Raw genomic sequence first — 26,645 nt, forward strand, 5'->3', positions numbered from 1 at the left:
CGACCCGAGAATAGATTTGCCGGCTGAGCGGGCCGGCCAGATCGGATTAAATCATCGGCGAGATCGTCCGGCTTCGATCCCATCGACAGGACTGGTCAACGCGTCTATCAGCCTCCGGCCCATCCGCCCTGAGCGGAACGACGCCGGAGGCCCGACGATGTTCAATATGTTCAAGTCGCAATCGCCGCTCGATCTGACGCCGCGCAACTGCCTCGTGATCTCGCTGCTCTACTGCATGGGCTCCGACGGCGAACTCGATCCGGAGGAGCTGGGCCACCTGATGTCGGTGCTCGGCCGCAACACCACCCGCCAGCAGCTCGACGCGCTCCTGCGCTATGCCCGCTCGACCCCGCCGCAGCAGTTCCTGGCGGACGCCGGCCCGCGGCTGCGCCCGGACCAGCGGCTCTGCATCGTCCTCAACATGATCGACAGCGCCATGGCCGACGGCGAGGCCGAGCCCGGCGAGCAGCGGCTGATCATGGAGTTCGCCCAGGCCTTCGGCCTGAGCGAGGCCGAGCTGAACCCGCATTTCCGCACCCTGGTCGCCAAGAACGACCGGGCCGTGCTGGACCGCTGATCGGGATCAGGGCCGCCGCCCCAGCCCCGGCACGAGGGCGGCGAGCCGGTCCTTGAGGGTGAGCAGGCGCGGCGGCCCGAGCCCGCCGGGCGGCGGGTGCTCCGGCCGGCCGGAGGGCGTCACCGACCGCTCGGTGAGGTCGGCGACGTCGACACCGCGGTTCACCCCGATCACGAGGCTCGCGACGTAGCGGTCGCGCTCCTCCTTCACGGCGCAGAACGCGCGCCGCTGTGGGTCTTCCTCGCGGGCGAAGCCGTCGTTGGCGTTGACGACGAGACGCTCCACCTTGCGCCCGCCATAGGCCGGCACCTGGGTGTAGAGGAATTCGCTCAGCGCGTCGGGGAAGTAGATCTGCCCCGTCAGCACCGTGCGCCGGTCGAGAAACACCTTGAGGTGGATGTGGGTCGCCCGGCCGGGGTACCAGCCCGGATAGATCGTATCGAACGCCGCCCACCCGCTCGCGTCGGTCTCCTGCGTCCCGCGCAGGAAGGTCTGGCCGCTGGTGTCGATGCGGCGGGAATCGCCCTGGCCCGGATAGGCCGAGTAGAGCCCCTGCGCATCGCAGTGCCAGACATCGACGCGGGCCCCGGCGAGCGGCGTGCAGGGGCCGGCCTCGATCACCCGCAGCCGCAGGCGCAGCGGCACGCCCGCGCGTCCTTCCGTGATGTCGGTGCGCACGAGGCGCGGATCGGTGTAGAACGGGCCCTCGATCGCCTGCGGGGTCAGCAGGCAGGCACCCTCATCGGCCCCGTCCGCGGGCGCCGCCGCGGCGGCGGGGCGCGACAGCAGGCCGGCGGCGCCGAGGCCGAGAACGGACAGCAGCCCGCGGCGCGAATTCGACGGCAACGGCATGAGGGTTCTCCCGGTGGTGGTTCGCGCGAGCGCTACACCGTGAGGATGTCCCGGATGTTTCCCGCCGTCACGGCGGCGTTCAGGCGCGCCGGCGCGAAGCCTCGACGGCAATTCTCAAAAAAATCGCCTGGGCCTGGGCGTGGGCGAGATCCGGCTCGGCGCGGCGGCAGGCCAGCACCGCGTCCTGCAGCCACGCCACCGCCGGGCGCAAGGCTTCCGCCGACCAGCGGGCGAGCTGCGTCTCGGCGGTGGCCTTGCGTCGGAAATGCAGGCCGCGCCAGTTGGCGACGATCTGGCTCGCGCTGCCGCGGGGATTGTCGAGCCGCAGAGACAGCAATTGCAGGGCGTGCCGAAGCCCCGCGCCGAGCATTGCGGAGGGGTCCATGCCCTCGTGGCGGAAGCGGCGATAGGTGCGCTCGGCCTCCCCGGCGCGCCCGGAGAAGGCGGCGTCGATCAGCTCGTTGAGGACGCTGGCCCCGACATCGCTGACGATCGCCTCGACATCCTCGACGGCCACGCTGCCCTGGCCGCGGGCGTAGAGCGAGAGCTTGCCGATCTCGGAGAGGCTGGCGCGGCGGTCGCTGCCGAGGCTGCCGGCCAGCAGGTCGCGGGCGTCGCGGTCGATGCGCAGGCCGTCCTCCTGCAAGGTGCGGTCGATGAGGTCGGCCAGCGTGCGCTCGTCGTCGGGGTAGCAGGGGAGGGCGAGCGCCTTGGGCGAGCCCTCGCAGAGCGTGCGCAGGGGCGCCGACTTGGCGAGGTCGCCGGCCTCCACGACGATGCGGGCACCCTCGATCGGGGCCTTCAACGCGGCATCGACCGCAGGCGCGTAGTTGCGGCTGCCCGAGCGCACCCAGATCGTGCGCGAGCCACCGAACATCCCGAGCGTGCCGGCCTCGTCCACGAGGCGGCCGGGATCGCCCGCCAGCACGTCGCCGTCGAGGCGGATCAGGGCGAAGGGGTCGTCCGGGTCGGGCACGAGCTTGGCGATCAGCCGCGCCGCCCGGTCGGCGACGAGGCCGGTATCGGGACCGTAGATCAGGATCACGGGCACGCGCGGATCGGGCCCGCGCCGGATCAGCCCCTCGACATCCCCGGCCTTGACCGCCGTCATGATCTAACAGCCTGCTTGCGTTGGCATTTCGAGGTGACCGCGGCCCCCTTCAGGGCGCTTTCCATCCCCCCCTCATCCTGAGGTGCCGGAGCGCAGCGGAGGCCTCGAAGGAGGGCTCCAGTTCGCTCAGCGATCCCTAGAGCCCTCCTTCGAGGCCGCTGACGCGGCACCTCAGGATGAGGGGAGTGGGTGGGACAAGCCGGTCAAACGCCCGCTCAGCTGTTCGGCTTCACGGCGAGGACGGAGGCGATGCGGGTCTTGATCTGCTCGGCCAGCACCTTGGCGAGGCGGATTTCGGCATCGCGCGCGGCGCGCAGCGAGGCGAAGCGCTGGATCGAGCGGTCGTAGGTCGCGGTCGAGACGGCCACGCCCTCGGTGATGATCCGCTGCCCGTCGCTGCTCTCCAGCACGTACTTGATCGTGCCGACGATGGTGCCGGCCTCGGCGCGGGCGGTGGTGGAGGAGACGATCGGCGTCTGCACCTGCTCGCTGCCCTGCATCTTCAGCCGGTAGCGCTTGGGCGGGCCGGCCTGGCCCGAGCCGTCGAGGGCGAAGATGAGTTCGCTGCGCAGGTAATGCCCGAGCCGCTCCTGATCCTGCGCCATCACGACGTCGTCGACCTGGATCGCGGCGAGCACGGTCTGCATCGATTCGCCCGAGGCAGTCGGCCCGTAGAGCGGGCGGAAGCAGGCGCCGAGATTAAGCGCGAGCCCGAGCGCGAGCGCCACCCGCGCGATCCGGGCCCCCGGCCTGTCCGACGCCACACCCATCCGATGCCTCACGGCTGCTCCCCGACCCGCGTACGGCTCCGCTTGTACGGCAAGCCGCACGCCCGGTCATCCTACCGGGGGCATGCTTTACGAACCCTCTGCGGCGAGACCGTGATGGCGTCCCGCGCTTGTGCGCGAGGGCGGCGATCCCCATCTCAGGCTCATCGCATTCACGCCTTCGACCACGCCTTGACGCTGAGCGAACGCGCGGGGTAGATTAGAACAAATGGCGAACAAACGAGCCCTGTCATGGTCCGTCGCTCTGCGCGACCTGAGGGACGACCGAACCCGGAGAGCCGATGTGCGCGAGGAGCGTCTGCGAACGATGGCGGGCCTGCGCGGCAGTCCGGCCCTGGCCTTGAGCGCGTGGCGCGGGCGCTCGGGCCGGCGCTACGTCGTCGGCGTCCACGAGATCGCCGCCTCCGACCTGACCGAGGTCGGGCCGGCGGTGCTGATCGCGGTGCGCCGCGACGGCGCCGGCATCGCCCAGCCGGTCTCGGTGACGGCGACCGGCGAGAGCCCGCGCGAGCGGCTGACCCGCGGCTGGCTCACCCGCGTCCGCCAGAAGGGCGCGACCGAGATGCACGTGCACCGTCTCGCCGAGGGCGACGACGAGCGCCGCGCCATCGTGGCGGACTTGGTGCTCGACGAGGCGGCGACCGCCTGACCGTCGCCTCGCGACCCTGCGTCGAGCCGAAGAGCGGCGCCGGGCCGAGATCGAGGGCCTCCCGTACTCTGCTGCCGTCATTCCGGGGCTCGCCACAGGCGAGAACCCGGAATCCACGACTGGCCGCGACGGCGCAGCTTTAAGCCGGGCATCCCGCATCACGGGTGGGTTCCGGGTTCCGCTTCGCGGCCCCGGAATGACGGCTGGGATGTGAAACGCGGGCCGGCCCCGTCGTCCGACTCTCGCTCCGAGCCATAGCGCCGCGACACCCCGCACTTGCCTTGCGCGCGCCCGGTCTCCAAACACGCTCCGCCCGGCCGCTTCGCCGGGCCGCGCGGGACGACCTTGATGGCGCAGACTTCTTCCCCGATCCCCGGCGGGCCGGCGGACCGGCCTCGCAGGCGGATCGGCCTGTTTCTCCCCTACATCCTGCTCGCCGCCCTGGTGGTGGTGTGGAGCGTCGGCTGGTTCCTGATCCGCGCGCGGGCGCAGAGCGAGATGGACGGCTGGCTCGCCCAGGAAGCCAAGGCCGGCAGGCAATGGACCTGCGCCGACCGCTCGATCACCGGCTATCCGTTCCGGCTCGAACTGCGCTGCGCCTCCCTGCGCTTCGCCCGCTCGGACGGCAGCTTCTCGCTCGGGCCGCTCACCGTGGTCGTGCAGGTCTACGATCCGCGCCTCGTCCTGTTGGAGGCCGCCGGCCCGTTCCGGGTCGAGCAGGGCGATCTCAGCGCCGACATGACGTGGTCGTCGCTGGAAGCGAGCTTCCACGCCGCCTCCGACGGCTTCAGCCGCGCCTCGCTGGTGGTCGATGGCCCGAAGGGCGTGGTGAACACGCCCGATCCCGGCCCGATCGATTTCGCCGCCAACCATCTCGAACTGCACGCCCGGCCGACGCCGGGGCGTTTCGCCACCGACGGCGCCGTCGATGTGAGCCTGCGCCTCGTCAAGGCCGCCGTGCCGCGCCTCGATGCGCTCGCGGGCAGCCCCGACCCGGCCGACATCGATCTCGACACCACCATCGAGCAGGCCGCGGTGCTGCGCACCGGCACGGTCGCGCGCGAGCTGGAGACGTGGCGCCAGGCCGGCGGGCGGCTCGACGTGACGCGGCTGTCGATCGCCAAGGGCGAGCGCCGGCTCCAGGCCAAGGGTACTGTGGGGCTCGACGCGGCGCACCGGCCGGAGGGTCGGTTCGACCTACGCGCGGTCGGGCTGGAGGCGCTGGTCGGGCAGGTGATGGGCCAGCGCTACGGCGCCGACAAGGGCGCCCTGATCGGCAACCTCGTCGGCCAGTTCCTGGGCGGCCTGCGCCGCAAGGAGGAGGGCGACGCCGCCATGGCGGAGAACGGCGCCGACGCGCTCAAGCCGCTGCCGACGCTCAAGCTCGGCGACGGCCGGCTGATGCTCGGGCCGTTCGCGGTGCCGAACGTGGTGCTGCCGGCGCTCTACTGAGCGCCGCTTTCACGCCCAGGGCGCGGGGCCGCGGCGGAGCAGCATCCGGCGCAACGTGCGCCCCGCCGTCTCCAGGCGGCGGCGATGGAGCTGGTGCCGGCGCCACCGCGCGAGGTCTCCCTTCGCGACCGGCGCGTCGAGTTCCGCCACGTCCGCCGACAGCGCCCGGAAGCGCGCGGCCGCCCCGGGGTCGCGCGCGCGCAGGTCGGCGAGAAACAGGCGCATCTCGGTGAGCGTCGGGCCGATCCAGTCCTGCACCGTCGGGTCGGGCCGGCCGGTGGCGGCCGCGCCGTCGCAGCGGACGAGGCGGATCGGCCCCCCCCGCGACGGCGGCGGAACATCGCCTTCGAAGGCCAAGAGATCGCCGCCAAGCCGCTCGCCCTGGACCACCTCCGGCAGCAGCGCGTCGCGGATCAGCGTGACGGCGCCGTGGCGGTAGAGCCCGCGGGCCGGGCGGCGCTCCTCGCCCGAGCCGTCCACGGCCGGGGCGAAGCGGCGCAGCACGAGATCGGTCGGGCCGACGCCCGCCACGGGGGCGAAGGCGCGGGGGGCGAACTGCACGGTGCCGGCGTGCGGCGGCACCGCGCGCAGCCAGCGCTCGATCGTGTCGCCCGGCAGCGGCATCAGGAATTCGTCGAGGTCGAGGAAGACCGCGAAGGGAAAGAACCGGCTGCGGGCGGCCAGGAAATGGTCCTGCGGCGTCAGCAGATGGGCCGCACCCCGGGCCTCGGGCCAGGGCACGCGGACGACGCCGAGGGCCTTGTGTGCGGCCAGGATCGCGGCGGTGTCGTCGCGGCTCTCGTCGTCGTAGACCACGACGTCGCGCACGCCCGCGGCGCGGTGGAAGGCCAGCCACTCGACGAGGCGGGGGCCCTGGTCGCGGGCGGTCGTGACGAGGGTGAGACGGCGCATCGCTCTAGAGCATCGGTCCGAAAGGTGGATACCGGCTTTCGGAAAAAAGCCGATGTGACACAAAAACTTAGACAATCGTCCTGGATTTCATATCCAGGACGATTGTCTAACCCTGCGCCGCGGGCGCGGCGGTGCGGGCCCGGCCGAAATCGGCCTCCGCGGTCTCCTGGCCCATGGCGACGATGCCGCGGCGGATCGCGCGGGTGCGGGTGAACAGCTCGTGCAGGGCCTCGCCGTCGCCCCAGCGGATCGCCCGCGACAGGGCCGACAGGTCCTCGTTGAAGCGCCCGAGCATCTCCAGCACCGCCTCGCGGTTGGTGAGGAAGATGTCGCGCCACATGGTCGGGTCGGACGCGGCGATTCGGGTGAAGTCGCGGAATCCGCCGGCCGAGAACTTGATCACCTCGGACTGCGTGACCTCCTCCAGATCGGCCGCCGTGCCGACGATGTTGTAGGCGATCAGGTGCGGCACGTGGCTGGTGATGGCCAGCACGAGGTCGTGGTGCTCCGGCGTCATCGTCTCGACGATGGCCCCCAGGCCTTCCCATAAGACCCGCACCCGCTCGACCGCGGCCTCGTCGGCGCCCTCGGGGGGCGTGAGGATGCACCAGCGGTTCGAGAACAGGGTACTGAACCCCGAATCCGGCCCGGAATACTCGGTGCCGGCCACCGGATGGGCCGGCACGAACACGTTGGCGTCCGACAGGTGCAGGCTCACGGCGGCGACCACCGCGGCCTTGACCGAGCCGACATCGGAGACGACCGCGCCGGCTTTCAGATGCGGCGCGATGGTTTCCGCCACCGCGCCGATGGCGCCGACGGGCACGCACAGGATCACGAGGTCGGCCCCCCGCACACCCTCCGCCGCGTCGGTCGTGGCGAGATCCGCGAGCCCGAGCGCCCGCACCCGCTCGATCACGTGCGCGTCGCGGTCGATGGCGACGATTGCTTTGGCGAGCCCGTAGGTGCGGGCGCCGCGGGCGATGGACGAGCCGATCAGCCCGAGGCCGACGATGGCGAGCCGTTCGACGCTCACGCCCCCTCTCCGCGCAGGAACCCGGTCAGCGCGGCCACGAACGCGCGGTTGGACTCTTCGCTGCCGACCGTCACGCGGAGCGCATCGGGCAGGCCGTAGGAGGTGACGCGCCGCACGATCACGCCGGCCCGGGTCAGGTGGGCGTCGGCCTCCGCGGCGGTGCGGCCGGGCGTGTCCGAAAAATGGACGAGGAGGAAGTTGCCGACGCTCGGCGTGACGGTCAGCCCCAACGCCTCGACCTCGCGGGCGAGCCACGCCAACCATTCGTCGTTGTGGGCCACCGCCGCCGCGACGTGGGCGTCGTCGGCGATGGCCGCCGCACCCGCCGCGATGGCGCCGGCCGAGAGGTTGAAGGGGCCGCGGATGCGGTTGAGAGCATCGACCACGGGCTCGGGGCCGACCATCCAGCCGATGCGTTGCGCGGCGAGCCCGTGAATCTTCGAGAAGGTGCGGGTCATCACGACGTTGGCGGCTTCCAGCGCCAGCTCCAGACCCGCCGAGTAGTCGTTGGCGCGCACGTACTCGGCATAGGCCCCGTCGAGCACGAGCAGCACGTTGCCCGGCAGGCCGGCGTGGAGGCGACGCACCTCGTCGAAGGGCAGGTAGGTGCCGGTCGGGTTGTTGGGGTTGGCCAGATAGACGATGCGGGTGCGCGGCGTGACCGCGGCCAGGATCGCGTCGACGTTGGCCGTGAGATCGGTCTCCGGCGCCACGACCGGGGTGCCGCCCGCCGTCAGGATGGCGATGCGGTAGACGAGGAAGCCGTGCTCGCAGAAGATGCCCTCGTCGCCGGGGCCGACGAAGGCGAGCGCCAGGAGCGTCAGCAGCTCGTCCGAGCCCGCGCCGCAGACGATCCGGGCCGGATCGAGCCCGTAGCGCGCGCCGATGGCCCCGCGCAGGCGCGCCGAGGTGCCGTCGGGATAGAGCGCCAGCGTGCCGGCCTCCGCCTGCAGCGCCTCGACGGCGCGGGGGCTGGGCCCCAGCGGCGTCTCGTTCGAGGACAGCTTGTGAATCTTCGCCACGCCCGGCGCGGCGCTCTTGCCGGGCACGTAGGCCTCGATGGCGAGCACGCCCGGACGGGGAAGGGGGCGAAGGGCGGACGGGGAAGCGGACATGGCAGCACGGGGCGGCGAAGAGAATGGCCGTCCCTCTACAGCATTTCGCGCCCGCGCGAGAGCCGGTCATGCGCCGGCTCCCGCGGGGCTGGGTCGCGCTTACTGCGCCTTCTTCTCCGGCGGGGTGGTGCCCGGCGGCAGCAGCACGTTCTTGGTGACCGTGCCCTCGGGGCCGTACTCGCCGGCCACCGCGAGGCAGGCCTGCTCGCGGTTGAGGTTCATCTGGTTCGACATCAGCGTGAAGATGCCCATCACCCGGTTGCCGAACGGCCCGCGCGGGCTGACGTCCTCGGGTCGCGTGTTCTGCTTGGCGAGCAGCGTCTCGAACTCGGCCGTGTTGAGGACGTAGCCGCAGACGTTGACGGCGGAGAAGATGTAGGCGGCGAATTCCAGCGCCCGCGGGCTCGGCGCGTTGCGGATCGAGCGCGGCTGCCCGGCCTCCGGCGCCTCGGCCTTCGGCGCGGCGCTCTCCGCGGGCGGGGTCGGCTTGGGCGGCGTGGCGGGCTCCTGCGCGGCGGCCGGAGCGAGAAGGCCGCCGACGAGGGCGGCGGCGAGCAGAAGGCGGGCGGTCATCGACGTTCCTCGGAGGCCGCGGATTCTCACGATCCGCTTAAAGTCGGAGAGCCCCGAGATAGTCCGGCCCGCGGCCGCGTCAAAGCCCGGCCAGGGCCCGCGCACGGGCCCTGCGGCGGTTCACCACCGGTAGTTCACGCTCGCGATGACGCGGCGAGCCTCACCGTAGAAGCACGAGTTGGCCGACTGGCACGAGCTGACGAAGCGCCGGTCGCCGATATTGGCGGCCGTGATGGCAGCCCGCCAGTTGTTGCCCCAGTTGTAATGCACCGTCGCGTCGAACAGGACGTATTCCGGCACCTGTAGGGAATTGAGCTGATTGGCGAACGAGCGTCCGACGTAGCGCACGCCGCCGCCGAAGCCGAAGCCCCGCAGATCCCCGGTCGGAATGGTGTAGTCGGCGAAAATCGATGCGAGCGTCTCGGGCACGTTGGTCGGTGTCTTGCCCAACAGCTGAATGAGGCGCGGATCGTTCACCTTGATGTATTCGAGATCGTAGTGGGTGAAGGCCGCGACGACGTTGAGGCCGTCGAAGAGGTTGGCGGCGAACTGCGCCTCCAGGCCGCGCGAGCGGACCGTCCCGAGCTGAGTCGAGCCGAAGAAGGGCGGTATGTCTGCCACGACCGGGAACGGCGCGTTGTCGCGCACGAGGTCGAACGCGGCAAAGGTGAACGAGTAGTTCTCCCCGAGCGGCTCCACCTTCACGCCGACCTCGACCTGCTCGCCCCGGTCGGGCTTGAGCGACTGAAGCGTTAGGGCGTCGAGCCCGATCTGAGGCTGGAACGAGGTGGAGTAGGACACGTAAGGCGCGATGCCGGGATCGAAATTGTAGAGCAGCGCGATCCGGCCCGTGAGCGCCTGATCCTTGCGCGAAGTGCTTCCCAGGGGATTGAGCTTCGTATCCACGTCGCTCTGGGCGAAATCCTGCCGCAGGCCGCCGACCAGGGTCAGGCGATCGGTCAGCTTGATCTGGTCCTGAACGTAGAGGCCGAGTTGATCGAAGCGGTTGACGTTGACCTGATACGGCAGGGGACGCCCGGTGATGATGCCGTAGACCGGGTTCAGCAGGTTGAGGCTCGGGCCGGGGAAGATCGAGCCCTGGTTGTCGTGCAGCGTGTAGTTCTTGTAATCGACCCCGAACAGCACGTCGTGCAGGAACAGGCCGTCGGAGAAGCGCGCCTCCGCCTGGTTGTCGACTTGGAACAGGTTGACCTTGTCGCTGAAGTTGAACTGATAGCGGCCGAGCTGGGTCTGCGTCCCGAGCAGGGGCCTTTGATCGGCATCGGTATAACCGATCTGGCCGATATACGAGTTCTGGATGGCGTCGCTGAACGAGTAGCGAAGGTTCTGACGGACGGTCCACGTCGCGTCGATGGCGTGCTCGAACTCGTAGCCGGCATAGGCCTGCTCGCGCTGGAACGTGTTGATGCGCGGGTCGCCGACGTTGAGGGAGCGATCGATGCGCAAGCCGCTCACGTTGGGACGAACGGTTCCGAGATAAGGCAGGAAGTTCGCCGTCACCGCGCTCGAATCGCGCTGGTAGCTCGTCAGCACGGTCAGCGAGGTGCCGGCATCCGGGCGCCACGTGAAGGCCGGCGCGATATAGGCCCGATCCGCATCCGCGCCATCGACCTGCGTGCCGCCCATCCGGCCGATGCCGGTGAGGCGATAGAACAAGTGTCCGGACTCGTCGGCCGGGCCACCGACGTCGAACGCCCCGTAGACCTGCCCGAACGACCCGCCGCCGACCTCGACCTCGCCGAACGCGGTCGTGGTCGGGCGCTTGGTGATCTGGTTGACCATGCCGCCGGGATTGCCGGCACCGAACAGGGTCGCGGACGGCCCACGGATGACTTCGATGCGCTCGAGACCGTAGGTCTCGATCTTCATCGTGCCGAAACCGTAGTTCAGCATCTGCAGGCCGTCTTTGTAGATGCCGTAGTCGCTGGCGACGAACCCGCGCAGGGTGAAGTAATCCTGGCGCTGATCGGGGCCGAAGGTGCCGGAATAGATGCCGGCGGTGTACTGCGTCGCCTGAGTCAGCGTCTGCGCACCCTGCGCCTCGATCTGCTTGCGCCCGATCACGGTGACCGATTGTGGGGTTTCGAGCAGCGGGGTGTTGGTTTTGGTCGCGCTGACCGAACGGGTCGCGACGTAGCCGTTCACCGGGCCGAGCGGGTCTTCGCGCCGCGAGGCGGCGGCGGGGCCAGTCGGACCCGGCTGGACGCGCCCGGCCGTGGCGCCTCCGTTGCCGCCTTCGCCCGCCACCGAAATCTCGTCGAGGCGCGTGCTCTGCTGGGCGAGCGCCCCGACCGTGAGGGCGATGAGCGAGGCGCCCGCCAGGGCCGCCCGCCGCAATCCGTGTCTGCCGACCCGCGTGTGAACCGACCGCATCACCCTGTGCGCCCCATCTGTCCGAAACGGCCGAACCGGGCGGTCGCGAGCCTCTCGCGCCACCGGACCGACAGTTTGGAATTATGCTAAACTGCTGTTATTACAGGCTTTTCGTAAGCACAGCCGTACCAGCCCCGGCCCGCGGGGCAAGGCGGGCGGGGGCGCAATTCACGGAAAGCCGGGGGGCTGTAGCGGGGGGGTCACAGAAATGCGCGCGCCCCGTGTCGCGGTGTGCGGCACGGGGTGTCAGGTTGTGGCCGGGGCTCCGCCCCGGCGCCCCGCCAAAGGGCTTGCCCTTTGGGAACCCGTTACACCGTCACCTGGGTGCCAACTTCGACCACGCGGCCGGTCGGGATCTGGAAGAAGTCGGTGGCGTCGTTCGCGTTCTTGGCCAGGGTGATGAAAATCCGGTCCTGCCATAGCGGCATGCCCGAATGGGCCGCCGGGCGGATCGAGCGGCGCGAGAGGAAGAACGAGGTCGACATGATGTCGAACTTGAAACCCTCGCGCTTCAGCAAGGACAGCGTGCGGGGGATGTTGGGCGTCTCCATGAAGCCGAACCGCATCACCACCCGGTAGAAGCCCGGCCCCACCGGATCGATCCGCACCCGCTCCGATTCCGGCGCGCGCGGCCGGTCCATGGTCTCGACGGTGAGCACCACGTTCTTCTCGTGGATCACCTTGTTGTGCTTCATGTTGTGCAGCAGCGCCGCCGGGGCGATGTCGGGATCGCTCGTCAGGAACACCGCCGTGCCCTTCACCCGCTGATACGAGCTGCTCTTCTCCAGCATGCCGACGAGTTCGACCAGCGGCACGTCGGTCTTGCGGGTCTTGTTGACGAGGATCGCCACGCCCCGCACCCAGGTCCACATCATCAGCATCAGGCCGCCGGCCAGCATCAGCGGGACGTAGCCGCCCTCGTGCACCTTGAGCAGGTTCGAGAGCATGAACAGGAACTCGAGGACGATAAACGGCGCCATCACGAGGCCCGCGACCACGGGCTTGAAGCGTGCCACCTTCCACAGCACCACGTAGGCCATGGAAGCCGTCAGCAGCATCGTGCCGGTCACGGCGATGCCGTAGGCCGAGGCCAGCGCCGAGGACGAGCGGAACGTCACCGCCAGGATCACGACGCCGAGCGCCAGCAGCATGTTGATCCGCGGCAGGTAGATCTGGCCCGAATGCGCCTCGGAGGTGTGGCGGATCTCCATGCGCGGCAGCATGCCGAGCTGGATCGCCTGCCGCGACAGCGAGAACGCGCCGGTGATGACCGCCTGGCTCGCCGTCACCGTGGCGATGGTGGCGAGCAGCACCATGGGGATCAGGCCCCATTCGGGCACGAGCTGGTAGAACGGATCGGTGGTGTCGGGTTTGGCCAGCACCAGGGCGGTCTGGCCGAGATAGTTCAGCACGAGGCAGGGCGCGACGAGGAACAGCCACGCCACCTGGATCGGCCGGCGCCCGAAATGGCCGAGATCGGCGAACAAAGCCTCCGCCCCCGTCACCGCCAGGAACACCGCGCCGAGCGCGACGAGCGCGCCGGTGCCGTGGCCGAGCAGGTAATGCAGCGCGTACCAGGGATTGAAGGCGGCGAGCACGCCGGGATTGCCGACGATGTAGGGGAGCGCCGCCGCCCCCAGCGCCAGGAACCAGATCACCATGATCGGCCCGAAGAAGGTCGCGACGCGGGCGGTGCCGTGGCTCTGGACCGCGAACAGGCCGACGATGATCGCCACCGTGATCGGCAGCACGTAGTCGTCGAAGGCGGGCGTGACGAGCTTGAGGCCCTCCACCGCAGACAGCACGGAGATCGCCGGCGTGATGACCGAATCGCCGTAGAACAGCGAGGCCCCGAGCAGGCCCAGGATGAACACGAGCTTGGAGCCGCCGAGCGCCTGACGGGCCTTGGCCATCAGCGAGAGGATGCCGCCCTCGCCGTTGTTGTCCATGCGCAGCAGGATCGCGACGTACTTGATCGTCACGATCAGGAGCAGCGCCCAGATGATGAGCGAGGTAGTGCCGATCACCTCCTCGGGCAGCAGGATGCCGTCGACGCGGGAGGGGGCGAGCGCTTCGCGGAAGGCGTAGAGCGGGCTCGTGCCGATATCGCCGTAGACGACGCCGACCGAGCCGACGGTGAGCGCCCAGAAGCCGGTGCGGCCGTGCCCGTGCCCCCCGTCCGCGGAGGCGTCCATGGCGCCGGCAGAGGTCGCGACGGGGCCGCCCTCGCCGGGCGCGGGGCCGCCGGCACTGGACGCCGGAGGCGTGGCCTGGGCGGAGGCCGGGCGGGGATCGGCCGGCAGGCTCGGGCTGGCAGGCTGGGTCATCGGGCCGTGGGGTTCGCAGAGGCGCGTCGTCGGCAGGGTTCTGCCGGAATCGCGTGAAGGAGTTGCGTCGGTCGCCCGAACGGGCGCCGGCCCGCCGCGAGGGGCGCCCTCGCGGGGGAGGGGCGCACCGGGGGCGTCGCGGGTCTCGGGGTCGCAAAGGTCGGGCCGGACATCGCGGCCTCGCCGGGCGCTCAGGTCGGACCAGCGTTAGCACGGAAGCCTGAGCCCCGGATACGGCGCCGGGGCTCGGCAGTCTCTACGGAAGAGGGCTACGCCTCACTCGGCGGCGTCGCGCTTGCCCTGGCCGAAGCGGCGCTCGATGTAATCGACGACGATGCCCTCGAAGTCCTTGGCGAGCGTGGCGCCGCGCAGCGTCATCGCCTTCTTGCCGTCGATGAAGACCGGCGCGCTCGGGGTCTCGCCGGTGCCCGGCAGCGAGATGCCGATATCGGCATGCTTCGACTCGCCCGGCCCGTTGACGATGCAGCCCATCACCGCGACGTTCAGGCTCTCGACGCCCGGATAGGTCTTCTTCCACTCCGGCATGGAGGTGGTGATCCAGTTCTGGATGTCGCGGGCCAGCTCTTGGAACGTGGTCGAGGTGGTGCGGCCGCAGCCGGGGCAGGCGGCCACCAGCGGCACGAAGGTCCGGAAGCCCATGGTCTGCAGGAGTTCCTGCGCGGCCTTCACCTCCACGGTGCGGTCGCCGCCGGGCTCGGGCGTCAGCGAGTAGCGGATCGTGTCGCCGATGCCCTCCTGCAGCAGCACGCCGATGGCGGCCGAGGCCGCCACGATGCCCTTCGAGCCCATGCCGGCCTCGGTCAGGCCGAGATGGATCGCGTAGTCGGAGCGGCGGGCGACCTCGCGGTAGACCGCGATCAGGTCCTGCACCGCCGAGACCTTGGCCGAGAGGATGATGCGGTCCTTCGGCAGGCCGAGTTCGACCGCGCGGTCGGCGGAGGTCAGCGCCGACTGCACCATCGCCTCGCGCATCACCGCGCGGGCGTCGATCGGCTGGGGCGAACGGGCGTTCTCGTCCATCAGGTGCGTCAGCAGGGCCTCGTCGAGCGAGCCCCAGTTCGCGCCGATGCGCACCGTCTTGCCGTACTTGATCGCCTGCTCGACGATGGTCGAGAACTGGGTGTCCTTCTTCTCCTTGAAGCCGACATTGCCCGGATTGATCCGGTACTTGGCCAGCGCCTCGGCGCAGGCCGGATGGTCGGACAGGAGCTTGTGGCCGATATAGTGGAAGTCGCCGACCAGCGGCACGTGGCAGCCGATCCGGTCGAGGCGCTCGCGGATCTTCGGCACGGCCGCCGCCGCCTCGTCGCGGTCCACGGTGATGCGCACCAGCTCCGAGCCGGCCCGCGCCAGCTGCGAGACCTGGGCCACGGTGGCGTCGATGTCGGCGGTGTCGGTGTTGGTCATCGACTGCACGACGATCGGCGCGCCGCCGCCGACGGTGACCGCGCCCTCGCCCTCGCCGATCTGCACGCCGACGGTGCGGTGGCGCGGGGCGGGCCCCGCGATCTCCGGCCCGCGCATGTTCGGGCTCGGGGACTCGATCGGGTTTGCCAGGGCGTCGGGAGCTTCCATGACTTCCATCGTGCCTTCGCGGGTCGTCGGTTGTCCGCGCGTGTCGGCCTTGGGGCGTCGCGCGAACGCGATCCTAGCCGAATCCGTCGCGCTCCGCGACCTGATGCCCCCGCCCGCGCGAACGGGTGCGAGAGCGCGCCTCGGATCGAGGCCGCTTCCATGTCGTATCCGGAGCGGGATGTCGAGCGCGGGCACCGCGAATGCAAGGATGCCGCCGCGTGGTCCGCGCGTTCACCTGTCATGCACCGGGCACCTGCGGTCAAAGCACCGCACGGAACCGGATGCTGCTTTGCACCATCTAACAACGCGCTGCAACAATTCCCGCGAGGCACGATGGACAGGATCAGCCCCGAGACGAGCGCCGACACGCCCGGCGACGACGCTCACAATCCCGTGACCGCGATCCCGAGCCCGATCGCCCACACCACCCAGCCGGGCGAAGGCTTCCGCGGGCTGGCCGGGCCGCGGGCCGAGAAGGCGGTGGCCTTGGCGCTCCAGGGCGGCGGCTCGCACGGCGCCTTCACCTGGGGCGTGCTCGACGCGCTGATCGAGGACGGGCGCGTCGCCTTCGAGGCCGTGACCGGCGCGAGCGCGGGCGCCATGAACGCCGTCGTCCTCGTGGACGGCTGGCTCGCGGGCGGGCCGGATGGCGCCCGCGCCGCCCTCGAAGCGTTCTGGCGCGAGGCGAGCCTGGACGCCGACCTCAACCCGGTCAAGCAGAGCTGGATCGACGGGCTGTTCCACGTCTGGAAGGGCAACCCCTTCGTCGAGGCGTGGCTGAAGGTGCTCAATCCCGGGCCGTATGCGGCCAACCCCCTCAACATCAACCCGTTGCGCGGCGCGCTGGAGCGCGTGGTCGATTTCGAGCGCCTGCGGAAGGCGCAGACCGCCAACGTCTTCGTCTCGGCCACCAACGTCTGGACCGGCAAGCTCGCGGTGTTCGAGCGCGAACGCCTGACCGCGGACCATCTCCTGGCCTCGGCCTGCCTACCCACCGTGTTCCAGGCGGTGGAGATCGACGGCGTGCCCTACTGGGACGGCGGCTATCTCGGCAATCCGGCGCTCTACCCGCTGCACGAGACCCGCACCCGCGACATCCTGCTGATCCAGATCAACCCGGTCGAGCGCCGCGAGACCCCGCGCACCGCGCAGGACATTCAGAACCGCCTCAACGAGATCACCTTCAACGCCAACCTGATGCGGGAACTGCGCGCCATCGACTTCGTGCACGGCCTGATCGAGGAGAACGGGCAATCGGTCGAGGGGCTGGCGCCGGTCTTCCTCCACCGCATCGACGGCACCGACCTCTTGGACGACTACGCCGCCTCCTCCCGCCTCGACGCCCGCTGGCGCATGATCGAGCGCCTGCGCGACAAGGGCCGCGCCGCGGCCAAGGCGTGGCTCGACGAGGGGTACGGCGAGGTGGGGGTGCGCTGCACGCTCGATCTGAAGAAGGCGTATCAGTAGACCGCCCCTCTTCCTCCCCTCCCACCGTCATTCCGGGGCGCGAAGCGAACCCGGAATCCACGACTGGCCGCGACGGTTCGACTTCGGCCGGGCCTCCCGCATCACGGGTGGATTCCGGGTTCCGCTCCGCGGCCCCGGAATGACGGGTGAGGGATATCGAACCGTCGCGCCGCTCAAACCGTAACAAGCCGCCCCGCCCCGTAACGCGATTTCGCTTGCGCCCTCGCCGCTACGCACATAAAGATATCTTTATGTCTAGCGAGAGCAGCCACAGGACGGCCTCCCCCGCGGCGTCGGTGCCCTTCGCCGAGGCGCTTGCCGTGTTGCGTGCCGCCGCCGAGGAGACGCGGCTGCGCATCCTCGCGCTGCTGGCCGAGGGCGAGCTGTCGGTCTCCGACCTCACCGACATTTTGGGCCAATCGCAGCCGCGCATCTCGCGCCATCTCAAGCTTCTGGTCGAATCCGGCTTGATCGAGCGCCACCGCGAGGGCGCCTGGGCGTTCTTCCGTCTGCGCGAGGCGGCGGTCGGCTTCGTCGAGCCGCTGATCGCCGCGCTCCACCGCGAGGAGCCGCCGCTCTCGGAGGACCGCGCCCGGCTCGATTCGGTGCGGGCGCAGCGGGCGGAGGCTGCGCAGACCTTCTTCGCCCGGCTGGCTCCCAAATGGGACCGGCTGCGCTCGCTCCACGTGCCCGAGGCCACCGTCGAGGCCGCCGTACTCGACGCGCTGGGGGATCGCCCGATCCGCCACGTGGTCGATCTCGGCACCGGCACCGGCAAGATGCTGGCCCTGCTGGCGCCGCGCGCGGGGCGCGCCACCGGGCTCGATTCGAGCCACGCCATGCTGTCGGTCGCCCGCGCAAACCTCGAGCGGGCCGGCCTGTCGCGGGTCGATCTGCGCCAGGGCGACCTGCACGCGCCGCCCTTCGGCCGGGCCGGCTTCGACCTCGTGGTGCTGCATCAGGTGCTGCACTACCTCGACGATCCGGTGCGCGCGCTCCGCGAGGCGGTGCGCCTCGTGGCGCCGGGCGGGCGCCTGCTCGTGGTCGATTTCGCGCCCCACTCCCTGGAGCACCTGCGCGAGACCCAGGCCCATCGCCGCCTGGGCTTCGCGGCCGAGCAGGTGACGGGCTGGCTCGTGCAGGCAGGGCTCGGCCGGGTCGAGAGCCGGAATCTGGCCCCCGACGACGGCACCGAGCACCCGCTCACCGTCACCCTCTGGCTCGCTCACGACGCCGCGGACGAACAGGACGAACGGGCAGTCGCATGAAAGCCTGCGCATGAGAGCCTGAGACGACACGCTCAAGCCGACACGACCCGGACATCATCGAACAACAAGACGACACCGACACGAAGGGGACGATTCCGATGCCCAGCGCTTCCCAGCACCGCGCCAGCCGCGACGGCTTCCGCCCGATCCGCGTCTCGATCGAGTTCTTTCCGCCCAAGACCGAGGAGATGGAAAAGATCCTCTGGTCCTCGATCGAGCGTCTGGCGCCGCTGCAGCCGAAATTCGTCTCGGTGACCTACGGGGCGGGCGGCTCGACCCGCGAGCGCACCCACAACACCGTCGCCCGCATGGTGCGCGAGACGGGTCTGAAGCCCGCCGCCCACCTCACCTGCGTGAACGCCACGCGGGAGGAGATCGACGCGGTGGTGCAGTCCTACTGGGATGCGGGCGTGCGCCACATCGTGGCGCTGCGCGGCGATCCGGCCGAGGGCGTCGGCTACACCTACCGGCCCCACCCCGGCGGCTACGCCCAGACCTCCGATCTCGTGGCCGGCATCAAGCGCATCGGCGACTTCAAGGTCTCGGTCTCGGCCTATCCGGAGAAGCACCCCGAGGCCGCCTCGCTCGATGCCGACATCGACGCGCTGAAGGCCAAGGTCGATGCCGGCGCCGACCAGGCGATCACGCAGTTCTTCTTCGATAACGAGATCTACCTGCGCTACCTCGACAAGGTGCGCGCCGCCGGGATCGACATCCCGATCATCCCCGGCATCCTGCCGGTGCAGAACTTCAAGCAGGCGGCGAACTTCGCCCGCCGCACCGGCGCCTCGGTGCCCTACTGGCTCGCCGCCCGGTTCGAGGGCCTGGAGAACGACGTCGAGACCCGCCGTCTGGTGGCGGCGGCCGTCGCCGCCGAACAGGTGCTCGACCTCGTCGATCAGGGCGTGGAGGACTTCCACTTCTACTCGATGAACCGCTCGGACCTCGTCTACGCCATCTGCCACCTGCTCGGCCTGCGCTCGCAGGCGCCGGCCAAGCCGGCGGCGAAGGCGGCGTAACGCCCGCTTCTCCACCCCTGACCCTCATCCTAAGGTGCTGAGCGTCAGCTCAGCCTCGAAGGAGGGCTCCAGGGATCGCGTGATTTCTGGAGGGCTCCCTCAAAGCCCTCCGCTTCGCTCCGGCACCTCAGGATGAGGTGGGTTGATGACACCGACGCTTTCGGCCATCGCCTTCGGAAACCCCCAGGATCGTCCGACATGACCACCTTCCCCCCCGTCGACGGCACCGAGATCGAGCGCGCGCTCCGCGAGCGGGCGGCGCAAAAAATCCTCGTCCTCGACGGGGCGATGGGCACGGTGATCCAGCGCCTGAAGTTCACCGAGGAGGACTTTCGCGGCGAGCGGTTCAAGGACCACGGCCACGATCAGAAGGGCAACAACGACCTCCTGATCCTGACCCAACCCGACGCGATCCGGCAGATCCACCTCGACTACTTCCTCGCGGGCGCCGACGTCTGCGAGACCAACACCTTCTCCGGCACCACGATCGCCCAGGCCGATTACGGCATGGAATCGATCATCCACGAGTTGAACGCGGAAGGCGCGCGGCTGGCCCGCGAGGCCGCCGCGCTGGCCGAGAAGCAGGACGGGCGCCGCCGGTTCGTCGCGGGCGCCATCGGCCCGACCAACCGCACCCTGTCGATCTCGCCGGACGTGAACAATCCGGGCTACCGCGCCGTCACCTTCGACCAAGTGAAGCAGGCCTATGTCGAGCAGGTCCGCGGCCTCATCGACGGCGGTGCCGAACTCATCCTGATCGAGACGATCTTCGACACGCTCAACGCCAAGGCCGCCATCGCCGCCGCGTGGCAGGTGTTCGACGAGACCGGCATCCGGCTGCCGATCCAGATTTCCGGCACCATCACCGACCTGTCGGGCCGCACCCTGTCGGGCCAGACGCCCGGCGCGTTCTGGAACTCCCTGCGCCATTCCTCGCCGCTGACCTTCGGCCTGAACTGCGCGCTCGGCGCCAAGGAGATGCGCGGCCACATCGCCGAACTCAGCCGCATCTGTGACACCCTCGTCTGCGCCTATCCGAATGCCGGCCTGCCCAACGAATTCGGCCTCTACGACGAGAGCCCGGAGGCCATGGGCAAGCTCGTCGGCGAGTTCGCCGAGTCCGGCCTCGTCAACATGGTCGGCGGCTGCTGCGGCACCACGCCGGACCACATCCGCGCCATCGCGGAAGCGGTCGCCGACAAGAAGCCCCGCGAAATCCCGGAAATCCCGCGGCTGATGCGTCTGTCGGGCCTGGAGCCGTTCGTGCTCACGAAGGAAATCCCCTTCGTGAACGTCGGCGAGCGCACCAACGTCACCGGCTCGGCCAAATTCCGCAAGCTCATCACCAACGGCGACTACGCCGCCGCGCTCGATGTCGCCCGCGATCAGGTTGCGGCCGGCGCCCAGGTCATCGACGTCAACATGGACGAGGGCCTGCTCGACTCGCAGAAGGCGATGGTCGAGTTCCTCAACCTCGTCGCCGCCGAGCCCGACATCGCCCGCGTGCCGGTGATGGTCGATTCCTCGAAATTCGAGGTGATCGAGGCCGGCCTGAAATGCATCCAGGGCAAGCCGATCGTGAACTCGATCTCCATGAAGGAGGGCGAGGACAAGTTCATCGAGGCCGCGCGTGTGTGCCGCTCCTACGGCGCGGCGGTGGTCGTCATGGCCTTCGACGAGCAGGGTCAGGCGGACTCGTACGAGCGCAAGGTCGAAATCTGCACCAAGGCCTACACCATCCTCACTGAGCAGGTCGGCTTCCCGCCCGAAGATATCATCTTCGACCCCAACATCTTCGCGGTGGCCACCGGCATCGAGGAGCACAACCCCTACGGCGTCGCCTTCATCGAGGCGACCCGCACCATCCGCGAGACGCTCCCCCACGCCCACATCTCCGGCGGCGTCTCGAACCTGTCCTTCGCCTTCCGCGGCAACGAGCCGGTGCGTGAGGCGATGCACGCGGTGTTCCTGTACCACTGCATCAACGCCGGCATGGACATGGGCATCGTCAATGCCGGCCAGCTCGCGGTCTACGACGAGATTCCGGCCGAACTCCGCGAACTCTGCGAGGACGTGGTCCTCAACCGCCGCGACGACTCGACCGAGCGCCTGCTGGAGGCCGCCGAGCGCTTCAAGACCGGCGCCTCGGCGCAAGCCAAGACCGCCGACCTGTCCTGGCGCGAGGCCAGCGTCGAGAAGCGCATCGAGCACGCGCTGGTCAACGGCATCACCGAGTACATCGTCGCCGACACGGAAGAGGCCCGGAAGAACGCCGAGCGTCCGCTCCACGTCATCGAAGGCCCGCTGATGGCCGGCATGAACGTGGTCGGCGACCTGTTCGGATCGGGCAAGATGTTCCTGCCCCAAGTCGTGAAGTCGGCCCGCGTGATGAAGCAGGCGGTGGCCTATCTCGAACCCTTCATGGAGGAGGAGAAGCGCGCCAACGGCGGCACCGGCCAGCGACAGGCGGCCGGCAAGGTGCTGATGGCGACCGTGAAGGGCGACGTCCACGACATCGGCAAGAACATCGTCGGCGTGGTTCTGGCCTGCAACAACTACGAGATCATCGATCTCGGCGTGATGGTGCCGGCCGCCAAGATCCTTGAGACCGCCAAGCGCGAGAACGTCGACATCGTCGGGCTGTCGGGCCTCATCACCCCCTCGCTCGACGAGATGGTGCATGTCGCCGCCGAGATGGAGCGCGAGGGGCTCGACGTGCCGCTGCTGATCGGCGGCGCCACCACGAGCCGCGTCCACACCGCGGTGAAGATTCACCCGGCCTACGCCAAGGGCCAGGCGGTCTACGTCACCGACGCGAGCCGCGCGGTGGGCGTGGTGTCGAGCCTGATCTCCAAGGAGAGCCGTGGGCCCACGGTCGAGAAGGTGCGGGCGGAATACGCCAAGGTCGCCGACGCCCATGCCCGTTCGGAGGCCGACAAGCAGCGCCTGCCGCTGGCCAAGGCGCGGGCCAACGCCTTCAAGATCGACTGGTCGGGCTATGCGCCGAAGAAGCCCAGCTTCACCGGCACCCGCGTCTACGGCTCTTACGAGGTGGCCGACCTCGTCCCCTATATCGACTGGACGCCGTTCCTGCAGACCTACGAGTTCAAGGGCCGCTACCCGGCGATCCTCGACGATCCCGAGCAGGGCCCGGCCGCGCGTGCCCTGTTCGAGGACGCGCGGGCCATGCTCAAGCAGATCGTGGACGAGCGCTGGTTCAACCCGAAGGCGGTGATCGGCTTCTGGCCGGCCAACAGCGTCGGCGACGACATCGTGCTCTACACGGGCGAGAGCCGCGGCGAGAAGCTCGCGACCTTCCATGGGCTGCGCCAGCAGCTGTCGAAGCGCGACGGGCGGCCCAACACCTCGATCTCCGACTTCGTGGCACCGTCCGACACCGGCATCGCCGACTATGTCGGCGCCTTCGTGGTGACGGCGGGGTTGGAGGAGGTGCGGATCGCCGAGCGCTTCGAGCGGGCCAACGACGATTACCGCTCGATCCTCGTCAAGGCGCTCGCCGACCGCATCGCCGAGGCCTTCGCCGAGCGCATGCACGAGCGCGTCCGCAAGGAGTTCTGGGGCTACGCCCCCGACGAGGCCTTCGCCATCGACGAGCTGGTGCACGAGAAGTACGACGGCATCCGGCCCGCGCCCGGCTATCCGGCCCAGCCCGACCACACCGAGAAGGTCACCTTGTTCGACCTGCTCGGGGCGGAGCGCCGCATCGGCGTGAAGCTCACCGAATCCTACGCCATGTGGCCGGGTTCTTCCGTGTCGGGGCTCTATCTGGCGCACCCGCAGGCACATTACTTCGGTGTCGCCAAGGTCGAGCGCGATCAGGTCGAGGATTATGCCCTGCGCAAGGGCATGGATACGGCGGAAGTCGAGCGCTGGCTCGGGCCGATCCTCAACTACGATCCCAGCCGCTACCTCAAGGCCGCCGCCGAATAGGCACACCCGTCGCGGGATCGTGCCCGCGCCGGCACTTTGGCCTTGCCGGGCGGGGTCCCGCGGGGGCAAGCCGACGGACCGACCGGGGCGGCGACGCCCCGGTCCCTTCAGGAAACACCCCGATGCGCCCCACGCTCCTCGTCCTCGCCGCCGCCCTGGCCTGCGGCCTCGCCGGCTGCAACAGCACCGATTCCCGTGGCTCGGGCCTGTCGCAGTCCTTCGACACCGGCAATTACCGCCGCTCGAACGACACCAACGGCACGATGGACCGCAAGGACGTGAACCGCGCCTACACGCAGCCCTCGCTCCCCTCGATCGCCAACCGCGGCTTCTGATTCTTTCAGGGGGGCCTTCCCCTCCCCCTTGCGGGGAGGGGTCAGGGGTGGGGGTGGTGCAGAAGGCACCGCCGAGCTTCATCCGGCACCACCCCCACCTCCATCTCCTCCCCGCAAGGGGGAGGAGAGGTGCCTAGTCCTCCCCGCCCGCGTAAAACCCCTCCGCCCCCAGCCCCTCTTCCATCAGCATCCGGGCCCGCGCCCGCATCTTCTCGGTCTCGCTCTTGAGCTGGCCGCAGGCCGCCAGGATGTCGCGGCCGCGGGGGGTGCGCACCGGCGAGGCGTAGCCGGCGTTGAAGACGATCTCGGAGAAGCGGTCGATCCGCTCCCAGTCCGAGCATTCGTATTTCGAGCCGGGCCAGGGGTTGAACGGGATCAGGTTGATCTTGGCAGGAATCCCCTTGAGCAGCCGCACCAGGGCCCGCGCATCGGCGTCCGAATCGTTCACGCCCTTCAGCATCACGTACTCGAAGGTGATGCGCCGCGCGTTGCTGACGCCCGGATAGTTGCGGCAGACCTCTAACAGCTGCGCGATCGGGTACTTGCGGTTCAGCGGCACCAGCTCGTCGCGCAGGTCGTCCCGCACGGCGTGCAGCGAGATCGCCAGCATGGCGTTGGCTTCCAGCCCCAGCCGCTCGATCTGCGGCACGATGCCGGAAGTCGAGACCGTGATGCGGCGGCGCGACAGGGCCAAGCCCTCCTGGTCCGACATCACCGAGACGGCGTCGATCACCGCATCCAGATTGTAGAGCGGCTCGCCCATGCCCATGAAGACGATGTTGGTGACGAGGCGCCCGACCTCGCCGCCGCCGTCCTTGCTCGGCATCTGCCCGGCGAAGTCGCCGAGCGCGTCGCGGGCGACCACGAGCTGCGACACGATCTCGGCCGTCGAGAGGTTGCGCACAAGGCGCTGCGTGCCGGTGTGGCAGAACGAGCAGGTCAGCGTGCAGCCGACCTGGGACGAGACGCAGAGCGTGCCGCGGTCGTCGCCGGGGATGTAGACGCACTCGATCTCGGCGCCGCGGTTGTGGTCGTGCGCGCCGGTCGGCGCCATGCGCAGGAGCCACTTGCGGGTGCCGTCGCGCGAGACCTGCTCGCTCACGATTTCGGGCCGCTCCAGCGTGAAGCGCTCGGCGAGCTGCGCCTTCAGCCCCTTGCCGACATTGGTCATTTCCGAAAATTCGCGGGCGCCGCGCACGTAGATCCAGTGCCAGAGCTGGGAGACGCGCATCCGCGTCTCGCGCTCCGCGACGCCGATATCGAGCAGCGCCTGTTTCAGGTCGGCCCGCGTCAGGCCGACGAGCGAGCGCTTGCGGCCGGGCAGGGTCGCGAGCGCCGTGACCTCCGGGGCCTTCTCGATCGGGGAAACGGGGCGCGCCGCGCGCCCGGCGGTGTCGAACGACGCCGTCGCCATGGAAGTGACCTTAAGACTCTGGAATTTTTCTCGTATAACTGGATTCGCCCGCGAATGCGAATGCGCGCGCTGCTTACGAGCCCCTCGCCCGCTTCGGGCGCGCCGGCAGCGGCCCGATGACGATCCGCGTGTTCGGCCCGAGTCGCCGCAGAAGCCGGCGCAGGTCCGCGGGCCGCAGCGCGACGCAGCCCTCCGTCGGCCGAAACCCTTCGCGGGCGATGTGCATGAAGATGGCCGAGCCCGCGCCGGGGCGGATCGGGCCGCGGTTGTGGTCGAGATCGAGCACGAGGTCGTAGAGGCCGTCGTCGCGCCACATCGCCTCGGCGCTGGTCGGGCTCGGCAGACGGATCGGGCGGTTGTAGCGCCGGTCGGCCTTGGCGTCGCACCAGCCGTCGTCCGGCCGGATCGCCCGAAGCGGCAGGGGCGTGGCCGGCCGCACGGAAAACCGGTCCGGCCGATAGAAGCCGCCGCGCAGGCGAAACACCCCGCGGGGCGAGGCGCCGTCGCCCTCGCGCTTGACCGCGCGGATGCCCGAGCGCCCGAGCGCGCAGGGGATCACCGCCGTCCCCGCCACGAGCCGCCCGAGCGTCGGCGCGCCGGGCAGCGGATGCACCCGCAGCCACGCCAGAGCCGCCGGGCGCGGCATTCCGCCCGTATCCGGTCGGGCTCGCTTCATCTCCGGTTCATCCCGTCATCGTACCGATTTGGTCTCAGCGGACCGCGTCTTTGGTTCCAACGAACTACGTCCGTTGGTGCCGGATTGTGCGCTGCCGCGCAAAACAGATCGTCGAAAATGGCGAAAATGCTGCATAAGCCCGCGTGCCGGATTTTCCGGGGACGGAAACGAACTAAATTCCTCTTGGGGCGAGGCTGCACGCGCGTTGCCCACGGTAGACCAAAGGGCAAATGCGCTCCGGCTGGTCTCCCGTCATGAATCACCCTTCGTCGCCTGCCTGAGCCGAGGGCTCGGTTACCGGATGAGCTTGCCGAAAGTCACGTCGTCGATGTCCAACCCTTACTGCCTCCTCGTCTGCGATGACGACGACGCCCTGCGCGAGGCATTGACGGAACAGATCGACGCCTACGACGAATTCTCCGTCATCGGCGAGGCCAACGCCACCGCCGCGATGGCCCGCGTCGCCGACGAGCGCATCGACCTCGTCGTGATGGATGTCGGCCTGCCCGACATGGACGGGCGCGAGGCCGTGCGGATCATGCGCCGCAACGGCTACCGCGGCCCGATCATCGTGCTGACCGCCCAGGAATCCGACGACGACATGGTCGAGGGCCTGGAGGCGGGCGCCAACGACTACGTGGTCAAGCCGTTCAAGTTCGCGGTGCTCCTCGCCCGCATCCGCGTGCAGCTGCGCCAGCACGAGGCCAGCGAGGACGCGGTGTTCCGCATCGGCCCCTACACCTTCCGCCCCGGCGCGAAGCTCTTGGTCGGCGAGCGCGGCTCGAAGCTGAAGCTCACCGAGAAGGAGACCGCGATCCTGCGCTACCTCTACCGCGCCGGCCGCGAGGTGGTGGGCCGCGACACGCTGCTGGCCGAGGTGTGGGGCTACAACGCCCACGTCACCACCCACACCCTCGAGACCCACATCTATCGCCTCCGCCAGAAGATCGAGCCGAACCCGGCCACCGCGGCGATCCTGGTGACGGAGGGTGGTGGGTATAAGCTGCTGCCTTAAGTTTGGCCTCAAGCGCCGGCGCCCGCATCCGCGGGCTTAGGCTGCTCGCTCCGCTAGACGCCTCGGCGTCGCCGAGGCCCGCTCCGCGGGGCGCTCTTCGCGCCCGGTGATACGGCCG

The 26,645-nt window shown here is 69.7% G+C and carries 21 protein-coding genes; 9 read left to right on the forward strand and 12 right to left on the reverse strand.

All coding sequences use genetic code 11. The annotated features are described in order from the left end of the window. Positions 1-157: 157 nt before the first annotated feature. Positions 158-577 carry a tellurite resistance TerB family protein gene (locus AAHG03_RS09815; protein ID WP_342150442.1) on the forward strand — a complete coding sequence of 140 codons (420 nt, stop codon included), beginning with the start codon at positions 158-160 and terminating at the stop codon, positions 575-577. A 6-nt stretch (positions 578-583) separates the two neighbouring features. On the opposite strand, the gene AAHG03_RS09820 is transcribed toward AAHG03_RS09815, so the two are convergent. From AAHG03_RS09820 to lptE, 3 genes are all read right to left on the reverse strand, one after another. Beyond that, the gene (locus AAHG03_RS09820) at positions 584-1,423 is read right to left on the reverse strand and encodes an intradiol ring-cleavage dioxygenase (RefSeq protein WP_412759738.1); all 840 of its coding nucleotides are present in this window, start codon (positions 1,421-1,423) and stop codon (positions 584-586) included. Between the two features lie 85 nt (positions 1,424-1,508). Further along, positions 1,509-2,540, reverse strand: a complete 1,032-nt coding sequence (gene holA, locus AAHG03_RS09825) for a DNA polymerase III subunit delta (protein WP_342150444.1) — start codon at positions 2,538-2,540, stop codon at positions 1,509-1,511. A gap of 215 nt (positions 2,541-2,755) precedes the next feature. Then, the gene (gene lptE, locus AAHG03_RS09830) at positions 2,756-3,310 is read right to left on the reverse strand and encodes an LPS assembly lipoprotein LptE (protein ID WP_342150445.1); all 555 of its coding nucleotides are present in this window, start codon (positions 3,308-3,310) and stop codon (positions 2,756-2,758) included. A gap of 325 nt (positions 3,311-3,635) precedes the next feature. Here lptE and AAHG03_RS09835 point away from each other — a divergent pair, with 325 nt between their 5' ends. After that, entirely contained in the window at positions 3,636-3,977 is a 342-nt protein-coding gene (locus AAHG03_RS09835; RefSeq protein ID WP_056247736.1) for a hypothetical protein, read from the forward strand. 348 nt (positions 3,978-4,325) lie between these two features. Continuing rightward, positions 4,326-5,429, forward strand: a complete 1,104-nt coding sequence (locus AAHG03_RS09840) for a DUF2125 domain-containing protein (RefSeq protein ID WP_342150446.1) — start codon at positions 4,326-4,328, stop codon at positions 5,427-5,429. A 9-nt stretch (positions 5,430-5,438) separates the two neighbouring features. Here AAHG03_RS09840 and AAHG03_RS09845 read toward each other — a convergent pair whose 3' ends face one another. From AAHG03_RS09845 to ispG, 7 genes are all read right to left on the reverse strand, one after another. Beyond that, positions 5,439-6,341, reverse strand: coding sequence for a glycosyltransferase family 2 protein (locus AAHG03_RS09845; RefSeq protein WP_342150447.1), 903 nt, complete (start codon positions 6,339-6,341; stop codon positions 5,439-5,441). A gap of 106 nt (positions 6,342-6,447) precedes the next feature. Continuing rightward, complete coding sequence (locus AAHG03_RS09850; RefSeq protein WP_342150448.1) at positions 6,448-7,377, reverse strand: prephenate/arogenate dehydrogenase family protein; 930 nt, start codon at positions 7,375-7,377, stop codon at positions 6,448-6,450. Beyond that, entirely contained in the window at positions 7,374-8,492 is a 1,119-nt protein-coding gene (locus tag AAHG03_RS09855) for a pyridoxal phosphate-dependent aminotransferase (RefSeq protein ID WP_342150449.1), read from the reverse strand. The genes AAHG03_RS09850 and AAHG03_RS09855 overlap by 4 nt, the downstream gene beginning before the upstream one ends. 99 nt (positions 8,493-8,591) lie before the next feature. Then, positions 8,592-9,065 (reverse strand): hypothetical protein, encoded by a 474-nt coding sequence (locus AAHG03_RS09860; RefSeq protein ID WP_342150450.1) that lies wholly within the window; start codon positions 9,063-9,065, stop codon positions 8,592-8,594. 120 nt (positions 9,066-9,185) lie between these two features. Beyond that, a complete protein-coding gene (locus tag AAHG03_RS09865) occupies positions 9,186-11,459 on the reverse strand; it encodes a TonB-dependent siderophore receptor (RefSeq protein ID WP_342150451.1) in 2,274 nt (757 codons plus the stop codon). Positions 11,460-11,767: 308 nt separating this feature from the next. Then, complete coding sequence (locus tag AAHG03_RS09870) at positions 11,768-13,786, reverse strand: potassium transporter Kup (RefSeq protein ID WP_342150452.1); 2,019 nt, start codon at positions 13,784-13,786, stop codon at positions 11,768-11,770. 276 nt (positions 13,787-14,062) lie between these two features. Then, positions 14,063-15,391: a flavodoxin-dependent (E)-4-hydroxy-3-methylbut-2-enyl-diphosphate synthase gene (gene ispG / locus AAHG03_RS09875; RefSeq protein ID WP_412759733.1), complete on the reverse strand. Its 1,329-nt coding sequence runs from the start codon at positions 15,389-15,391 to the stop codon at positions 14,063-14,065. A 324-nt stretch (positions 15,392-15,715) separates the two neighbouring features. Here ispG and AAHG03_RS09880 point away from each other — a divergent pair, with 324 nt between their 5' ends. The 5 genes from AAHG03_RS09880 (at position 15,716) to AAHG03_RS09900 (ending at position 23,422) form a co-directional block, all read left to right on the forward strand. Beyond that, complete coding sequence (locus tag AAHG03_RS09880; protein ID WP_342150454.1) at positions 15,716-16,849, forward strand: patatin-like phospholipase family protein; 1,134 nt, start codon at positions 15,716-15,718, stop codon at positions 16,847-16,849. A gap of 251 nt (positions 16,850-17,100) precedes the next feature. Beyond that, a complete protein-coding gene (locus AAHG03_RS09885) occupies positions 17,101-18,117 on the forward strand; it encodes an ArsR/SmtB family transcription factor (protein WP_342150455.1) in 1,017 nt (338 codons plus the stop codon). 98 nt (positions 18,118-18,215) lie between these two features. Next, entirely contained in the window at positions 18,216-19,136 is a 921-nt protein-coding gene (gene metF / locus AAHG03_RS09890) for a methylenetetrahydrofolate reductase [NAD(P)H] (protein ID WP_342150456.1), read from the forward strand. A 198-nt stretch (positions 19,137-19,334) separates the two neighbouring features. Further along, positions 19,335-23,087: a methionine synthase gene (metH, locus tag AAHG03_RS09895; RefSeq protein WP_342150457.1), complete on the forward strand. Its 3,753-nt coding sequence runs from the start codon at positions 19,335-19,337 to the stop codon at positions 23,085-23,087. 122 nt (positions 23,088-23,209) lie between these two features. Then, entirely contained in the window at positions 23,210-23,422 is a 213-nt protein-coding gene (locus AAHG03_RS09900; protein WP_342150458.1) for a hypothetical protein, read from the forward strand. Between the two features lie 133 nt (positions 23,423-23,555). On the opposite strand, the gene rlmN is transcribed toward AAHG03_RS09900, so the two are convergent. Both rlmN and AAHG03_RS09910 read right to left on the reverse strand, forming a co-directional pair. Beyond that, positions 23,556-24,836 carry a dual-specificity RNA methyltransferase RlmN gene (gene rlmN, locus AAHG03_RS09905; protein WP_342150459.1) on the reverse strand — a complete coding sequence of 427 codons (1,281 nt, stop codon included), beginning with the start codon at positions 24,834-24,836 and terminating at the stop codon, positions 23,556-23,558. A gap of 73 nt (positions 24,837-24,909) precedes the next feature. Next, complete coding sequence (locus AAHG03_RS09910; protein ID WP_412759734.1) at positions 24,910-25,482, reverse strand: L,D-transpeptidase family protein; 573 nt, start codon at positions 25,480-25,482, stop codon at positions 24,910-24,912. A gap of 358 nt (positions 25,483-25,840) precedes the next feature. Between AAHG03_RS09910 and AAHG03_RS09915 the strand changes: the two genes are divergently transcribed. Further along, on the forward strand, positions 25,841-26,527 hold the full coding sequence (locus AAHG03_RS09915; protein WP_342150461.1) for a response regulator transcription factor: 687 nt from the start codon (positions 25,841-25,843) through the stop codon (positions 26,525-26,527). The last annotated feature ends 118 nt before the right edge of the window (positions 26,528-26,645 follow it).

It is taken from the genome of Methylorubrum subtropicum, from assembly GCF_038442325.1.
Classification (GTDB): domain Bacteria; phylum Pseudomonadota; class Alphaproteobacteria; order Rhizobiales; family Beijerinckiaceae; genus Methylobacterium; species Methylobacterium subtropicum.

What these genes read in the sequence shown, in the direction of transcription:
- AAHG03_RS09815 (WP_342150442.1), top strand. Translation starts at nt 158, where the DNA reads ATGTTCAATATGTTCAAGTCGCAATCGCCGCTCGATCTGACGCCGCGC.
- holA (WP_342150444.1), bottom strand. Translation starts at nt 2,540, where the DNA reads ATGACGGCGGTCAAGGCCGGGGATGTCGAGGGGCTGATCCGGCGCGGG.
- lptE (WP_342150445.1), bottom strand. Translation starts at nt 3,310, where the DNA reads ATGGGTGTGGCGTCGGACAGGCCGGGGGCCCGGATCGCGCGGGTGGCG.
- AAHG03_RS09835 (WP_056247736.1), top strand. Translation starts at nt 3,636, where the DNA reads ATGGCGGGCCTGCGCGGCAGTCCGGCCCTGGCCTTGAGCGCGTGGCGC.
- AAHG03_RS09840 (WP_342150446.1), top strand. Translation starts at nt 4,326, where the DNA reads ATGGCGCAGACTTCTTCCCCGATCCCCGGCGGGCCGGCGGACCGGCCT.
- AAHG03_RS09845 (WP_342150447.1), bottom strand. Translation starts at nt 6,341, where the DNA reads ATGCGCCGTCTCACCCTCGTCACGACCGCCCGCGACCAGGGCCCCCGC.
- AAHG03_RS09855 (WP_342150449.1), bottom strand. Translation starts at nt 8,492, where the DNA reads ATGTCCGCTTCCCCGTCCGCCCTTCGCCCCCTTCCCCGTCCGGGCGTG.
- AAHG03_RS09860 (WP_342150450.1), bottom strand. Translation starts at nt 9,065, where the DNA reads ATGACCGCCCGCCTTCTGCTCGCCGCCGCCCTCGTCGGCGGCCTTCTC.
- AAHG03_RS09865 (WP_342150451.1), bottom strand. Translation starts at nt 11,459, where the DNA reads ATGCGGTCGGTTCACACGCGGGTCGGCAGACACGGATTGCGGCGGGCG.
- AAHG03_RS09870 (WP_342150452.1), bottom strand. Translation starts at nt 13,786, where the DNA reads ATGACCCAGCCTGCCAGCCCGAGCCTGCCGGCCGATCCCCGCCCGGCC.
- ispG (WP_412759733.1), bottom strand. Translation starts at nt 15,391, where the DNA reads ATGGAAGTCATGGAAGCTCCCGACGCCCTGGCAAACCCGATCGAGTCC.
- AAHG03_RS09880 (WP_342150454.1), top strand. Translation starts at nt 15,716, where the DNA reads ATGGACAGGATCAGCCCCGAGACGAGCGCCGACACGCCCGGCGACGAC.
- AAHG03_RS09885 (WP_342150455.1), top strand. Translation starts at nt 17,101, where the DNA reads ATGTCTAGCGAGAGCAGCCACAGGACGGCCTCCCCCGCGGCGTCGGTG.
- metF (WP_342150456.1), top strand. Translation starts at nt 18,216, where the DNA reads ATGCCCAGCGCTTCCCAGCACCGCGCCAGCCGCGACGGCTTCCGCCCG.
- metH (WP_342150457.1), top strand. Translation starts at nt 19,335, where the DNA reads ATGACCACCTTCCCCCCCGTCGACGGCACCGAGATCGAGCGCGCGCTC.
- AAHG03_RS09900 (WP_342150458.1), top strand. Translation starts at nt 23,210, where the DNA reads ATGCGCCCCACGCTCCTCGTCCTCGCCGCCGCCCTGGCCTGCGGCCTC.
- rlmN (WP_342150459.1), bottom strand. Translation starts at nt 24,836, where the DNA reads ATGGCGACGGCGTCGTTCGACACCGCCGGGCGCGCGGCGCGCCCCGTT.
- AAHG03_RS09910 (WP_412759734.1), bottom strand. Translation starts at nt 25,482, where the DNA reads ATGCCGCGCCCGGCGGCTCTGGCGTGGCTGCGGGTGCATCCGCTGCCC.
- AAHG03_RS09915 (WP_342150461.1), top strand. Translation starts at nt 25,841, where the DNA reads ATGTCCAACCCTTACTGCCTCCTCGTCTGCGATGACGACGACGCCCTG.